This is a genomic window from Deltaproteobacteria bacterium HGW-Deltaproteobacteria-6 (assembly GCA_002840435.1).
Taxonomy (GTDB): Bacteria; Desulfobacterota; Syntrophia; order Syntrophales; family Smithellaceae; genus UBA8904.
Window position 1 is genome coordinate 361,378 of sequence record PHAT01000005.1, and the last position, 15,098, is coordinate 376,475.

At 44.7% G+C, this 15,098-nt stretch carries 15 protein-coding genes; 8 read left to right on the plus strand and 7 right to left on the minus strand.

Annotated elements, in window-relative coordinates:
* Nucleotides 1-132: 132 nt before the first annotated feature.
* Complete coding sequence (locus CVU71_11870; GenBank protein ID PKN18204.1) at nt 133-810, plus strand: hypothetical protein; 678 nt, start codon at nt 133-135, stop codon at nt 808-810.
* A gap of 128 nt (nt 811-938) precedes the next feature.
* Here the strand turns inward: CVU71_11870 and CVU71_11875 are convergent, their stop codons facing one another.
* The 6 genes from CVU71_11875 to CVU71_11900 all read right to left on the minus strand — a co-directional run bounded on the left by CVU71_11875 (nt 939) and on the right by CVU71_11900 (nt 4,792).
* Complete coding sequence (locus tag CVU71_11875) at nt 939-1,505, minus strand: hemerythrin (GenBank protein ID PKN18703.1); 567 nt, start codon at nt 1,503-1,505, stop codon at nt 939-941.
* A gap of 30 nt (nt 1,506-1,535) precedes the next feature.
* Nucleotides 1,536-1,874, minus strand: coding sequence for a hypothetical protein (locus CVU71_11880; GenBank protein PKN18205.1), 339 nt, complete (start codon nt 1,872-1,874; stop codon nt 1,536-1,538).
* Between the two features lie 68 nt (nt 1,875-1,942).
* A complete protein-coding gene (locus CVU71_11885) occupies nt 1,943-2,608 on the minus strand; it encodes a hypothetical protein (protein PKN18206.1) in 666 nt (221 codons plus the stop codon).
* Nucleotides 2,605-3,558 carry a hypothetical protein gene (locus CVU71_11890; GenBank protein ID PKN18207.1) on the minus strand — a complete coding sequence of 318 codons (954 nt, stop codon included), beginning with the start codon at nt 3,556-3,558 and terminating at the stop codon, nt 2,605-2,607. The genes CVU71_11885 and CVU71_11890 overlap by 4 nt, the downstream gene beginning before the upstream one ends.
* Nucleotides 3,555-3,887, minus strand: coding sequence for a hypothetical protein (locus tag CVU71_11895; protein ID PKN18208.1), 333 nt, complete (start codon nt 3,885-3,887; stop codon nt 3,555-3,557). The genes CVU71_11890 and CVU71_11895 overlap by 4 nt, the downstream gene beginning before the upstream one ends.
* Before the next feature lie 119 nt (nt 3,888-4,006).
* Complete coding sequence (locus CVU71_11900) at nt 4,007-4,792, minus strand: ABC transporter permease (GenBank protein ID PKN18209.1); 786 nt, start codon at nt 4,790-4,792, stop codon at nt 4,007-4,009.
* A gap of 222 nt (nt 4,793-5,014) precedes the next feature.
* Here CVU71_11900 and CVU71_11905 point away from each other — a divergent pair, with 222 nt between their 5' ends.
* Both CVU71_11905 and CVU71_11910 read left to right on the plus strand, forming a co-directional pair.
* Nucleotides 5,015-6,487, plus strand: coding sequence for a peptidase (locus CVU71_11905; protein PKN18704.1), 1,473 nt, complete (start codon nt 5,015-5,017; stop codon nt 6,485-6,487).
* A 137-nt stretch (nt 6,488-6,624) separates the two neighbouring features.
* Complete coding sequence (locus tag CVU71_11910; GenBank protein PKN18210.1) at nt 6,625-7,683, plus strand: hypothetical protein; 1,059 nt, start codon at nt 6,625-6,627, stop codon at nt 7,681-7,683.
* Nucleotides 7,684-9,494: 1,811 nt separating this feature from the next.
* Here the strand turns inward: CVU71_11910 and CVU71_11915 are convergent.
* Entirely contained in the window at nt 9,495-10,268 is a 774-nt protein-coding gene (locus CVU71_11915; GenBank protein PKN18211.1) for a formamidopyrimidine-DNA glycosylase, read from the minus strand.
* Between the two features lie 457 nt (nt 10,269-10,725).
* On the opposite strand from CVU71_11915, the gene CVU71_11920 reads away from it, so the two are divergent.
* The 5 genes from CVU71_11920 (at nt 10,726) to CVU71_11940 (ending at nt 14,976) form a co-directional block, all read left to right on the plus strand.
* On the plus strand, nt 10,726-12,036 hold the full coding sequence (locus tag CVU71_11920) for a lysine 2,3-aminomutase (GenBank protein ID PKN18212.1): 1,311 nt from the start codon (nt 10,726-10,728) through the stop codon (nt 12,034-12,036).
* Between the two features lie 62 nt (nt 12,037-12,098).
* The gene (locus CVU71_11925; protein PKN18705.1) at nt 12,099-13,088 is read left to right on the plus strand and encodes a D-alanine--D-alanine ligase; all 990 of its coding nucleotides are present in this window, start codon (nt 12,099-12,101) and stop codon (nt 13,086-13,088) included.
* Nucleotides 13,089-13,125: 37 nt separating this feature from the next.
* Nucleotides 13,126-14,112 carry a D-alanine--D-alanine ligase gene (locus CVU71_11930; protein ID PKN18213.1) on the plus strand — a complete coding sequence of 329 codons (987 nt, stop codon included), beginning with the start codon at nt 13,126-13,128 and terminating at the stop codon, nt 14,110-14,112.
* A gap of 13 nt (nt 14,113-14,125) precedes the next feature.
* Nucleotides 14,126-14,485, plus strand: a complete 360-nt coding sequence (locus CVU71_11935) for a hypothetical protein (GenBank protein ID PKN18214.1) — start codon at nt 14,126-14,128, stop codon at nt 14,483-14,485.
* Nucleotides 14,482-14,976 (plus strand): N-acetyltransferase, encoded by a 495-nt coding sequence (locus CVU71_11940; protein PKN18215.1) that lies wholly within the window; start codon nt 14,482-14,484, stop codon nt 14,974-14,976. The genes CVU71_11935 and CVU71_11940 overlap by 4 nt, the downstream gene beginning before the upstream one ends.
* Nucleotides 14,977-15,098 lie beyond the last annotated feature (122 nt).

Here is a 15,098-nt window from a genome sequence, read left to right on the forward strand (position 1 = left end):
CCCATTTGTTCTTAATAATGTCGTCCTGTACCGTTGATTTACTGTTGATTGATGTTAAAGCAAGACCGCTTTTCAAGTTTAGACTTAAAGGGTCTCTAATAAATCTGTAACTTAATTCTGAAAGGAGAAAATATGAGAAGAATTTTTGTCAGTATTGCAGCAACATTGTTCATCGCCGTTATGTTAATGGCTTGTGCCGATGAAAAGGGACCGGCGGAACTGGGAATGCAGGCGGCGGAGCAGGCGGTTAATGCCACCAAAGCTGAGGCCACAAAGTTTGTTCCGGATCAGATGGCTGCGCTGAATGCCACATTGGCATCTGCAAAGGACAAGATGGCCCAGAAGGAATACAAGGCTGCTTTGGCCGAAGCGCAAGCCATACCTGGTCAGGCAAAAGTTGTCCTGGCCGCGGCAATGGCTAAAAAAGATGAATTAACCAAAAAATGGACTGATTTAAGCCAGAAAGTTCCTCAAATGGTTGATGCAATCCAGGCCAAGGTGGATGCTCTCTCCCAACTCAAACCCAAGAAGCTTCCGAAAGACATAACCGTCGAGAAACTGGCAGAGGCAAAAACCGCGCTTGACGCTCTTAAGGCAGACTTTGCAAAAGCTCAGGAAACCTTTAAAGCGGGGAACATGGCTGATGCCATTGCGGCGACCACAGCAATTCAAGAAAAAGCCACAAAAGCAATGGAGGCACTAGGCATTGCCCCTCCGCCGGAGGTTCCAGCCGCACCGGCAGCGCCCGCAGCTCCTGCCGCACCACCGGCAGCGCCTGTAGCGCCACCCGCAGCAAAGCAAAAATCATAATATCAAATTGTAAAGGGGCATATTCTCGATTTGTTCATCAAGAGAATATGCCCCTTTTGCTTTATGATCCTGTTCCAAGCCTGGTACAGCCGTATATCTTTATACGACTGTCAATCTCATTCATAGAATCATTGATCACAACACCCTTTCAAATAAAAATCCGCTAATTTGTGCAAAAGGGAATGAAACTCTTCATGTTTTCCCGAACCGATCCTTGACTCCTCAATTTTCTCAAAACCTTCAAATAATTTTTCCTGAGCTTCCGGTGACAAACGATCATCGGCCATCGCAAAAAGAATATTATTTTCTTTATCGATATGATCGGTAAGAAGCGCTATATAGTCCTGTGCATTGCGCACGATAGCTTCCGCCGCTGATGCGTCCTTTAACTTGTGTCGGTCAAATGCGTCGGTCATCACCCGGATATATTTTCGGCCCATTTCATGTTCAAAAAGCATAGCGGCAATCGGGCCGTCCTGAGGAATACCAACATGCACAAGCGCTGGAAATAAAAGCTCCTCTTCTTTTCCGTGATGGCATTTATCAACAAAAATTTTCAAAAACTCGAGAATATTTTCCAGGTGCTCATTGTGGATAGTCCCGGTGGTCTCCAATTGCCGACTGACTTCACCCAGAATGCGAAGCATCAGCAGGACACCTTCATGCTCGTTTCTCAATTGCTCAGTTGCTTTCATCATGATGATTCTCCCGCCATCAAACCTGCCTTACGGATTGATGTTTCTCTTTTTCATCTCCATCCGGACTTCAATGCGTCTTTGTCTTAAATCTTCTGCCGTATAAGCTGTCCCGCCCGTACCAACACCCACACCACCGACAGCGCCACGACTGTGCCCGAAACCTCCAATGCCGACGCCGAATGATGGACCTGTTTGTTTTTCTTGTTTTTCTATTTCATCATTGAGACGATAAAAGTATTCGAGAAGCTTATCGTCCGACATGGATTGGTAATTCTCTCCAAGCAATTCTTTGGACTGGCCGGCGCATCCGGCAAAAATATACGCCGCGAAAATAATCAATAGTCCGGTTGTCACTTTTATCTTCATCGCTTGTTCCTCCACTAAAGGAATCTTTTATTATCCCTGAAATCTCGGGCCTTTCTCTGTGGAAGGTATCAATTATTTTTCAAAAGATCTAACCTTTCTTTGGTGGCGGCTGCTTTATTATGTTCTCCTTTATTTAGATAGTGCTCGTGCAGTTTAGTGAGATAAGCCCACAGAGGCCTGCGCCAACCGTTAGCAGACGCCGTTGCAATACCTATCTGCAGAATCGTCTCATCGGAAGGCAAATACCTTACGCAGACACCGCAGGCAATCAGGCGGGACAGTGGATCGTCAATGGCGGCAACTTCGCGGGCGGCCACAGTCAAATCCCTGCTTCCGGCAGCTTTCAGAACACCGACATAACGGACCGGCAACAACTTGGCATCTACGGCACTGAAATTGCCTTTTAAAAAATGACAGTAGGCCATATCAGCAACATGAGGTTCCAGTCTGTAAAGTTTTGCAAACTCTTTTGAATCAAAGCTTTCCAGTGAAGCGGTATGCAGGGAATATTTCGTCAAATAGGCAATGGCCAAAATACTCAAATCATTGCCGGCGGCGATCTCTCTTCTGGCTTTGACAAAATGAGGCTCTGTAGACTCTTCCCTGCCGGTCAAAAAACCGGTTTTGTAATCTTCCAATTGTCTGTAAGCATTGTCTTTCCAGGCAGGAACCGGCACCGTAGCGCCACAGGCACAAATTAATAAGACCAATATTAAGGACAATAGCTTCTTCATGGGACATTAAACTCCGGGGATTTTTTCGACCCGATTATGGCATCCAATTTTTTTACAACATCGCCTAACGAGTTTACGGCGTCGTCTATGTCGGAACGCAGAATATGAAAATCTTTCATGCCTTCAGAAGTATCTGTGCTTATTTTATTAATATTATCAACGGTTACATCCAGTTTTTGTAATTTGCCGACCATATCTTTAAGAATCGTGTTGATTTGGGGCAGTGCACCGGTCTTACCATATATCTCGTTATCTGTTTTGTCCGCCATCTTATCTATTTTTTTAAGAATTTTATCAACGCTGGTCGTTATATCCTTGATTTTTTTCAGAGATTCATTCAGGGCTTTCACACTCTCCTCATCGGAGACAGCCATTTCCACAAGCGATTTTTTAGACGCAAGGTTGGACGTGATCTTTTCAGCATTGCCCAGTACTCGATTCAAATCCCCTTTGGGATCAGACAGATTTCGCGTAAGACGTTCGACATTGACAGCAATCTGCGTTACTTTCTCCAGTACAGGTTCAATTTTGGCAATGGCATCATTAATATCATTGACAATAACGATTTCCGGAATCTTTTCCGTATCCAAGGGTGGACTTTTAAAATTATCCGTATTGACAACGATCCTCGCTGAGCCAATCAGTGGACGATATAAAATAAAGGCACTGTTTGATCTGATCCATTTAACGTGTCGGTCAGGAATTTTAATTTTAATCAAAACAATCCCTTTTTCATCAAGTTCCAGAGCCTGAACTTTTCCGATATTGAATCCCGAAAAAACAACAGGCATACCTTCAGTAAAACCATCACCGGACCTGGAGGAAAGGGTAAATATATGCATCTTTTCGAATAAACCTTTTCCGGCAGCCAGAAATAACAGGGCCAACACAATAGTTACGGCTGTGCAGCCAATAAAAAGACCAACTTTAAGTTCACGACTCAATGTCATAGCTCACCATACTTTTCTTCCATCCACTGGTAATCATATATATGACAGCTTACGTATAAATCGTCAATTTTTTTCAAAGCGGTTATTACATATTGAACGTCTTTCAGATGAGGAATTATTTTAAAAGGCTGGTCAATCACGAGCATCGCATCTTTTACCATAGCGGCTCTGAGCATCATCACGCAAAATCTCTCTTCCAAAGTTAAAGACGGATTACGCTTATTGGCAATATCTCCAAGACCTAAACGCTCCAGATATTCAACAGCCAACCGTTGCGCCTGGTGCTTGGGCATATTTTCATGAAATTGTTTAATAAGAGCAATATTCATGTAAACATCCTGATTGGAAATCAGTGGAATATCAACTGAAACCGGGGCCGCTTGCGTAGGATGGGCAAGCATAAACTGGTTCAATGACTGATTGAGCAGCGGTTCGCTATCAAATAAATTTAGAGTAATTTTGTTAATAATGACAATACCTCGATAATCAGTATAGCCGAAAAAACGTTAACCATGCCATGGGAAACGGCAATGGGTATGCTGGTAAGTTCATGTGACGCCCGCAGACCGGAACGAATGGGTATCAGCGTAACAAAAAATCCATAAATGGCGCACTTGAACAGGGCAATTATTATATCAGAAAAATTGGCCGAATTTAATAGAATATTTGTGTAAACGTCCATACTCATTCCAAAAATCAACCATGAAAACAATATGCCGCTGACGAGTAAAACGGTTGAGAAAAGACTGCTCAACAGCATAATCGATATAATTCCATTGATGATTCGCGGTGCCAAAAGATAATCAATAACATCGATGCGGAAAGTTTCGAGAGTTGTTATTTCTCGGTTTACCTTCATGACGGCTATTTCCGTATTGATCGCAGAGGCGGATCGCAGCGTGATCAGCAACACCGTTAAAAGCGGCGATAATTCCGTAACGATCAGCCCCATTAATACATTGCCGAAGAACCCGGTCAGTCCTAATTCTTTTAGCAGCTGAAAAACTATACCGATCAACAACGAACCAAAGATAATGGAGGCAATGAGAAAGACTGGTAAAATTTGTACGGATGTAAAATAAATTTGATTAACCAAAACTTCACGCATCGCGCTGCTGTATGTTTTGCGTTGAAAAACGCGTATAAAAACCTTACAGGCAAACAAAATGGTATCGGCAAATGCTGTCAGCGTCAGATTGACTCGACGCCCCAAGTTTTCTAAGAAAAATATCATTCTTTTGCTCCAGAAGTGGAGGTTATTCTAGCACAGGACAACGAATTCTTCAAAGCACCATTAATCATCTAGCATTTTAAAAGCAAAGAATTAGCGTTCATTACACATCACTGGTTTTTAACGTTTTAATTGACAAATAGCTGCTTGTCGTTATATTCAGAACAATTAAAATACTTCATGCTTGGAATAAAAACCAGGCTTTGCATGTGTCTATCTTGGAGGATCGGTATGAAAAATACAAATCGAAAAACTTTTTTTATGTTTTTAATGGCGTTTCTGGTCGCGTTTTTTATCGTATCCCTGGTTGGGGTTTTGCGATCGTCGTTTACCCGGTCGGGAGCACCGGAAATACCAGCAGCTCAGGCAGTGCCTTCTTTATCCGACTCGGCCGGCAGAACACCTGTCTCTTTTTCTGATCTGGCGGAACGTGTTAAACCCGCAGTTGTCAATATCAGCACTTCCAAGACTTACAAAGGGCGGGGTGGGTTTGGCGCGCCTTTCGGCGGTTCGCCATTCGGGGATGATTTTTTTGACCGCTTTTTTGGCGATATACCGCGAAAAGAATTCAAACAGCGCAGCCTGGGTTCAGGATTCATCATCAGCAATGACGGCTATATTTTTACTAATAATCATGTCGTCGAACAGGCCGATAAAATTCTCGTAAAAACAACCGACGGTAAAGAGTACGAAGCTAAGGTCATCGGAACAGATGCCAACACGGACATCGCTTTGATTAAAATTAAACCGGACAACAGCTTGCCGGTTGCGGAAATCGGCGATTCTGAAAAAGTCAGAGTCGGAGAATGGGTCATTGCGATCGGCAACCCCTTTGGATTGGAAGCTACGGTAACAGCTGGCATAGTCAGCGCCAAGGGGCGTGTCATCGGCGCCGGACCTTACGATAATTTCATACAAACAGATGCCTCCATTAATCCCGGCAACAGCGGTGGTCCTTTGTTTAATATGGAAGGAAAAGTTATCGGTATTAATACGGCGATTGTTGCCCATGGTCAAGGCATTGGCTTTGCTATTCCCATTAATATGGCCAAAAGTATTCTGGCCGATCTGAAAACAAAAGGTAAGGTAACACGCGGCTGGTTAGGTATATCCGTTCAGGACATTTCTGATGATATTGCCAAAAATTTGAATCATAAAAATAAAAGCGGTGCATTAGTATCAGATGTATTCAAAGGCGATCCGGCAGACAAAGCAGGAATAAAAGTTGGAGACATTATTACTGAAATTAATGGAAAATTAATTAAAAACACCCATGATTTACTTTTGACGATAGCTTCATTGCAGGTTGGACAAAAAATGAGCATAAAAGCAATTCGCGACGGCAAGGAAATGACTTTCCAGGTAACCGTAGCGGAACGCAAGGATAATGTTACTGCGGCAGCCGAAAGATCAGGAAAAGGTCAATTTGGCATAGCAGCGCAAGAAATCACACCGGAGATAGCCAGACAATTAGGCATAGCACGCGATGGTGTCATCATCACGGAAGTTCAACCCGGAAGCCCGGCGGATGAAGTTGGTATTCAGCCGCAGGATATTATTGTTCAAGTCAACCGGGTTAAAATTTCTTCCATGAAAGACTTTAACCGGGAAATTACCAAAGCGGCGGGAAAGAAAAGTGTCACTTTACTGATTAAGCGCGGAAGATCAAGTTTCTTTGTTGCATTGCAAACACAGTAGCGACAGATCCAATTATCTAATAAAAAAGCAGGCCATTGGTCTGCTTTTTTTATTTACATAACACCAATGGCCGTGAGCTGAACTGCAAATTACTATTTACGATAGACAAAATTCATTAAAAGATCTAGTAATACTCCATGAAACTTTATGATTACACCGGTGTCATCCATCTTCATTCGTCTTTTTCCTTTGATGGCCATGCCGCTATAGAAAAAGTCATTGCTGCGGCACATGACAACGGGATCGATTTTTTAATGTTGACGGATCATGATCATCTGAGAGCAAGAGATGAAGGGTGGGAAGGATGGAAAGGCAGAACTCTGGTCATTGTTGGAGAAGAGATTGCACCCCGGTTTAATCATTACCTGGGCTTTAACATTAACCGACCTGTTTCATATAACGGTGACACAGAGGGAAACTATCCGCAAAAATATATTGATGCCGTCAACAAGCAGGGTGGATTTGGGTTTATTGCTCATCCCGATCATGAAGGAACGGCAATGTTTCACGTGAAACATTACTGCTGGAATGATTGGAAAGTCATCGGTTATTCCGGGATCAGCGTTTGGGACTTCATGACGGATTGGCAAAACAGCCTTTGCGGCTATTTCAGCGGATTGCTAAGCTTCCTTTTTCCCGCCTATTTTCTGAAAGGCCCTCGCAAGATAACGTTGGAGAGATGGGATGCTTTGAACCAAAACCGGAAAACGGTAGGCATTGGAGAACTTGATAATCATGCCAGTATCAAAAAGCTATTTGGTATTTCCTTTGTCGCCTTCCCTTTCGATCGTGCCTTCAAGTTTATTAGTACTCATGTTTTAACTGAAGATAAATTCAGTGGCAACAGTCAACAAGATATTGCTATGATTTTTCGTTCTCTCCTTCATGGCCGTTGTTACTTTGCTCTGGAATATTTCCGCAAAGCTCAGGGTTTTCAATTCTTAATAAATCAGGATAATGATGAATATTCGATGGGAGATCGTTTCCTGCTTTCTGGCAATGCACAATTATCAGTATCTTGTCCTGAAAAAGCTTGTATTCGCATCATTAGAAATGGCTTGGAGTGGAATAAAGCCACAAATGTCGGTTGTTCTTTTCCTTTGACTCTTCCCGGCATCTATCGCGTGGAGGTATATTTAAAATCAGCCGGAAAATATCGTCCCTGGATTTTTTCCAACCCGATCTTTGTTGTCTGATTATAGCAGCTCCATTATTCCAACAGGAACCTGCTACACCCCTCACCCTTTTATTTGTTGCGAATATTTCGACCCCAAATTTGAATTCCGACTTCCTTGATCCTTTTAATCAATATTTCCTTTCAAACCTTAGCTTGAATTGCCAATATCACTAAATTACATGTGTTTCCGATATGCTCATGCGTTTGTCAGACAAATCTGCCCGTACTTTCACCGAAGCTTTATTTCCGATGCTTTCATGAGAAATTGTCCATTCGTGATTAGCATATATACCTCAATGATTAATCTTGTTTCTCTTCCAACGGCTATTACCATTCGAAAATGGTATCTCCAATAACGTCCGGTAATGAATTACCTTTTAGCATGAGCTGGAGCTTAAAACCTTTCCCATATTTTTTCTCTGTGCATCCTTATGCATCCGCAATTTAAGAAATCATTCGTGATTTTAAGATTTCCCTCACACAAACTTTTCATTCAGCAATTTCGATCATCTTTAAAACTAATGGATAATTTATTATCTCTATACCATTCTATATCATTGTTTTTATTACATTTCATCAGATACTCGGCAGGCGCGTTTTCTACAGACTACCGTCCTCATCCGCGAGCTTTATCTACTATTTTCTACGTTCTCCATAATTTCTTGGCGTATCATTACATATAAGTTCAAATCATCCTTATATAAGTTAACTGATTCCTGCAATGCAGATCATAACTACATCCCTTCATCAATCTGAACCGCCTGCGCTAAAGCGCTTCCGCTTCATTATAAAATAGAGAAAAACGTTCGCTCTGCCGAAACCAGCAGCTGTCTCCGGATTAATGGGCCGGGTACCAATTGCCCGCCAACGGGAAAAAGAACAAAAAGGTGCGTTTTGATTGCCGTATCTGCAATAAAGATTTCTTAACAACCGCGGTTTAAAGCGGTACGGATGCTGTTACAGTAAGTCCCGATGATTTTGAAAGATTGAATATTCTGAGACTTCCCGTAATCATTGACGTTCAGGAAAGCGATCACCGGGTATTCTTGAAAAGACGAATATTATAATGAAGACGAAGTACCGATCGTCTCTTTGGCCAACCAGACAGACATTGTGGAAGGTCCGGACTGGACCATTGTTCCGACTGGAGAAAATTATTGCGCAGTGCGCAAAAATTGTTTTTTTGCATTAATTAAGGAGGCAAAAGTCTGCCCTTATCCATCCTGGAAAAAGCTGTCTGGCGTTTGCTCATCTGAGCTGATGAACTGTCAGTTTTTAAAAATATTACGCTCTATGCCAAAGCTTGCTTTGCAGAAGTTTACCTTCAAGCGGTAACATTGTCTTTATCGGTACGATTACGACTATGATGCCTGGAGGGAATGCTGATCGGAAACTACAGTAATGTCCTTTTTCATGTCTATCGGGAAAATGCAGGAAATCCCAATCCGGTATTCCTTCCTTTTCTCTTCAACAACGGGACATCCACGCCTGGGTCATGGTGACCGGAGTAAAGTGAAATACCTTGATGAACTTAAAACAGGCGTGAAATCTCGATTGTCAATGAAAGGGAGGAGCCGATGTTTTCGAAGCCGGCAGGTACAGGATCGAGAAAAGACCCCTGCTCAGTATTTTAGCTGAAGTCGTCAACAAAGTAGTTTCTCTTTTCTTCAAAACGCAGAAACGATCAGAACGGCACAACCTTCCGGCTACCTCACATCAATTGTCAAACCGGCAGTAGGAGACATCGTTTTGGGTTATTTCGAAAAGGCGGCAGACATTTCGTCTTCAGGATTAAGGAAACCATCAACGAATAATCTCTGAATACCCACCCTACTCCTGGCATCGCGGGCAATAAAACGTACTGCGTCCGTTCTGCTTGAGACGTACGATGACTCCTCCGCAGGCACAACAGGCATTGCCCTCTTGGCCATAGGCCTTAAGCTCGTTTTGGTTCTCGCCTTTGCAGCCGTAAAGATCACGCCAATCGGAAATGGATGTTCCCCGTTTTTCGATTCCCCTTTTTAAAATACGCCTTGCCTGACGAAATACCGTCTTCCATTCCCTTTCACTCAGCGTTTCCGCCTGCCGAAAAGGAGATATGCCCGCCTGATGTAGAATCTCACAGGCGTATATGTTTCCGATACCTGCTATCGCCTTCGGATCCATGAGCAATACTTTTACACTCACCTTGCGAGGGGCGTGCAGACTTAGAAATACCTTTTCGTCAAAGTCAGTCATTAGATCCTGCATAGCGTTTGACTGCCGTTTTGGCCCGATCTTAATCGTTGCGAAACGGCGCGGATCAAGCAGATCAACACTTCCAGCGCCAACCGTCATTCGCCAGCGTGTATGCTTTTCCAATTTTATGTCTTGTCGCCAAAACAATCGCCCTGTCATGCGCAAATGAATTGCGATATTTCTGCCATCGCTTAACATTATGACAATCGTTTTTCCGATGCGCTGGACTTTCTCGATCATTTGTCCTTTGACGTTTTCGAGACCGGCAAGCTTATCGTCATAAACAATCGTCTCCAGAATTTTTTCTCCGGCTATTTTGGCATTTAGCTGACGACATAACGTTTCGACTTCCGGCAGTTCGGGCATTTTTTCTCCTTTTACTAATCTTGCTCATTGAATTCAGTCAGTAAAAATGATTGTATGTTCCTCTGAAATAGCTGTCCAGTCTATGTTTCCTCACGATTAACTGCTTTCAGGACTTCTTCCTTTTACTTTATTATGATCACTTCGGCAATTTAATTTGTACGGTCGTCCTGCTCTTTTGAAAAAGTTCGTATGGCGCATCTTGCTGAACATTCTCTTTTCCAAAAGCTCATAGTAGCACCCATGGGAAATTTTTTTTATGAGTTTTGAGCAACACAACCCGCTCGAAAAATTTTGCTTAAAAATTATTTTACTTTTTTTAGAATTATTTTCATTTTTCCAGCTAAAATTGAAAATAAATGTTGACAAATTTTTCTGCTTGCGTAAATTCAAAAACTATAAATCTGTTTATTGGTGATTACTTTTTTTAAACAGAAGAAAGATTTTGGAGGGAGCATCAATGGAAAACGAGACGCTGTTTAATGAGGAGGCCGAACCTCCCGGTACCACAGCTGGTCTTGTTGTGGCTCAAAACGAAACAACGAATTTCTTTTCGTTGTCCACTAACAATCAGCAACCCTCCCTGGTAAAATCAAAGCCAGAGCGCCTTTATTTTCCCTTTAAAGATTCTCCCCGTTCACGAGCCTTTCGCAAAAAACATTATCCTGACATCAGCCGTATCGAATGGTTTGACTGGCGCTGGCAATTTCAAAACGCCATTCGCGATGTCCAGGCACTGGATGCCATCATTCATTTGTCCGACAATGAACGCCAGGCCATGATGCACCCCTCAGGAGATTTACCTGTAGCCGTTACCCCTTATTATGCCAGTTTGATTTCCACACAGGACCCGTCCTCACCGCTTCGTCGTTCCGTCGTTCCGGTGGTTGATGAATGTCTGCATACGAAGGGCGAAGAAGAAGATCCTCTTTGCGAAGACGCCGACTCCCCGGTTCCCGGCATCGTGCATCGCTACCCCGACCGCGTCCTGTTTCTGGTTACCGACATTTGCGCGACGTATTGCCGTTACTGCACCCGTTCCCGCATTTTTGGCCGTCAGCATCAATGTTTTATAGACACGGCTAAATGGGAAAGGGCGCTTTCCTATATCGAATCTAATCCAAACATCCGTGATGTGCTCCTGTCCGGCGGCGATCCGCTAACCCTGTCCGACGATAAACTCGAGTGGCTCCTGGCAAGACTCAAGGACATTCCCCATGTTGAAATGATCCGTATCGGCACCAAAGCGCCCGTCGTCCTGCCGCAACGGATTACGCCCGCTCTGGTTTCCATGTTAAAAAAATACCATCCACTCTGGATGAGCATCCACATCACACATCCGGATGAGTTGACCCCCGAAATGAGCGCCGCCTGCATCCGCCTGGCTGACGCCGGCATTCCCCTGGGCAGCCAAACCGTCTTGCTTTCCGGCATTAATGATTCTGTCTCCACGATGACGAGACTGGTGCATGGCCTTTTACAAATTCGCGTTCGCCCCTACTACCTGTATCAATGCGATCCGATTCCCGGCTCCTCTCATTTCCGCACACCGATCAGCAAAGGCCTGGAAATCATCCAGGGCTTGCGAGGCCATACGACCGGCTATGCCGTACCGACCTATGTCGTCGATGCTCCCGGCGGCGGTGGAAAAATTCCGTTGCTTCCCGAATACGCTATCGGCTGGGATAAAGGCGATTTGATGGTTCGCAATTACGAAGGCAATATCTTCCGCTACCCGGACAATCACGCTGAATCGAAAGATATCCATTAGGATCGTGAAAACAAATGATGTCCGGTAAACCTGACAGCCCAATCATCAGCACTCTGCCAAAAATAACCGTCGGCCTGACCTATGACTTGCGAGATGATTACCTGCGAGAAGGTTACTCTCAGGAAGAAACCGCCGAATTCGACAAACCCGATACCATTGCAGCTATTGAAGACGTCATTTTGAAAAACGGTCATGCGACTGATCGCATCGGCCATGTTCAGGCACTGACCCGTCGTCTGGCCGCGGGTGATCGCTGGGATCTTGTTTTCAACATTGCCGAAGGTCTGCACGGCTTTGGCCGTGAGGCGCAGGTTCCCGCGCTGCTGGACGCCTACAAAATTCCCTATACCTTCTCCGATCCGCTCGGACAGACTCTGACCCTTCATAAGGGCATGACTAAACATGTCGTACGCGATCTGGGCATTCCCACACCGGACTTTGTCGTTGTTTCCGATCCGGAGGATATAGACCAGGTTTCCCTTCCTTATCCCCTCTTTGCCAAACCTGTCGCGGAAGGGACAGGCAAAGGTATCACCGCCCTGTCCAAAATTGATAACGTCGAAGATCTGCGCAATATCTGCACAAACCTTCTCAACACTTTTCATCAGCCCGTGTTGGTAGAAACTTATCTATCCGGACGGGAATTCACTGTCGGGATTGTCGGCACAGGAAAGGACGCCCGCACCCTCGGCGCCATGGAGGTCATCCTCAACCCGGACGCTGAGCAGCATGCATACTCCTATGACAATAAGGAACATTATGAAAATCTTGTACGATACGCCGCAGTCGATGACGCAGAAGCCAGACATGCCATGGAGATATCTCTTGCCGCCTGGCGCGGACTCGGTTTGGCAGACGGGGGACGCATCGACCTGCGCTCTGATACTCGAGGTATTCCGCACTTTATCGAAGTAAATTCACTGGCCGGCTTGAATCCCATCCGTTCGGATCTGCCTATTCTCTGCCGCCTTATGGGGATATCTTATCATCAACTCATCACCGACATCCTGAATTCCGCCTTAAAGCGTGCCGGAATGCTAAGAATATGTTAAGTCGAATCTCAAAATCCTGAGAGCGGAAAATTATTCCATGAAAAAAATTGTCATTTTGCATACGGATGTGGCCCCCGATGCGGGTATTGATGAACAGGATACGATTCTTCAGGCCAAAACCATTGCCGAGGCCATAACATCTCTGGGCTACGAGCCGGTCATGCTGCCCTTTGTGATGGATTTAAATGCAACGATTTCCAAACTCCGCGCCCTGCAGCCCTGTGTTGTTTTTAATCTGGTGGAATCCCTTGGCGGAAAAGGCAGCATGGTTTACTTTTCAACAGCCCTGCTGGATTTTCTACGCCTTCCCTACACGGGCTGCCGGACGGACGCCCTGTATCTGACATCCAATAAACCCCTCACGAAAAAGTTCCTGCACGCAGAAGGCATTCCCACACCTCCCTGGATCACAACTGCCGGCATCGGCACCGGATCGGCTCCCGCCGGCACTTATTTAATGAAGCCCTCCTGGGAAGATGCATCCGTCGGATTGGATGATGATGCTATTATCTTCATGACCGACCAGAATAATATTGTAAGCGCCTTGCGGAATCGGCAGGCAGAAATCGGCAGCGACTGTTTCGCGGAAGCCTATATCGAAGGACGGGAATTTAACATCGCCTTACTGGCCACAGATCAGGGGGTTCAAATTCTGCCGGCTTCGGAAATTCTCTTTCAGGATTACCCGCCCGGCAAACTGAAAATCCTGGATTACCGTGCCAAGTGGGTGGAAGATTCTTTCGAATATGACAATACACGGCGGACTCTGTATATCGCTCCTGAGGACGAACCATTGACAGGCCGCCTGCGGGATATCGCCCTGCGGTGCTGGAATCTTTTCGGTTTGCGCGGATACGCCCGCGTGGATTTCCGTATCGACCAGAAGGGCAATCCATATGTTCTGGAAATCAACGCCAATCCCTGTCTGTCGCCGGACGCGGGATTTGCCGCTGCCCTCGATTATGCAGGCATAAAGTATTCCAATGCAATTGACGACATCCTTCGGGATGCTTTACAACCATAAATGAAGAAAGGGGATTTGTTTTGTGTTAAAATCTGTTGTATTGCTTTTGTTTTCTAATCTTTTCATGACATTTGCCTGGTATGGCCATTTAAAAAATCTTAACAGCAAACCTTTGTTTCTGGTCATCATAATCAGCTGGGGTATTGCTTTCTTTGAATATGTCTTGCAGGTACCTGCCAACCGTATCGGATTTGAGTATTACTCTTTAGGTCAGCTTAAGATTATCCAGGAAGTTATTACGATGATCGTTTTTGCCGGTTTCGCCATCCTTTATATGAAGCAGCCGCTGAAACTGGACTTTCTCTGGGCGGCGTTCTGTATGGTTGGCGCGGTTTACTTCATGTTTCGCGGCGGTATGCCGCAGAATGGATGATACGGATGAATCCCATCACCTACCGACAGGAAATTGAACCGTCGGATTTAAGCGCGATTTTGAACATTGTTCAAGGAAGCGGGTTTTTCTCCGCCGAAGAAGTTGAACTGGCCTGTGAACTGGCCGCCGATCGGCTGGAACAAGGCAGGCAGAGCTCCTATGAGTTTTTATTCGCCGAAGAAAACAGCCAGGTCGTCGGATATACCTGTTATGGTTTAATACCGGCTACGGCAAGCAGTTATGATCTTTACTGGATTGCAGTTTCTGAACCCCTGCGCGGTCATGGCCTCGGTAAAATTCTTCTGCAAAAAACAGAAGATCTCATTCAGAAAACCGGCGGCAGGCAGATATACGCAGAGACAGCTTCCCGCGCTCAATACGGACCAACTCAGCATTTTTACAAAAGTTGCGGCTACTTTCCCGAGGCGGTTCTTAAGGATTTCTATTCACCCGGCGATAGTAAAATTATTTACTCTAAAGCCCTTAAATAACAAATAATAAGACCAATAATTTGCCCGATATTCGTTTTAAGGCCTTGCATTTTTTCCGATAATTCGCTAGAGCACTGCTGACTTTAAGATCACCAGCTGCATACCTAAGGAAAAAAGGAGGA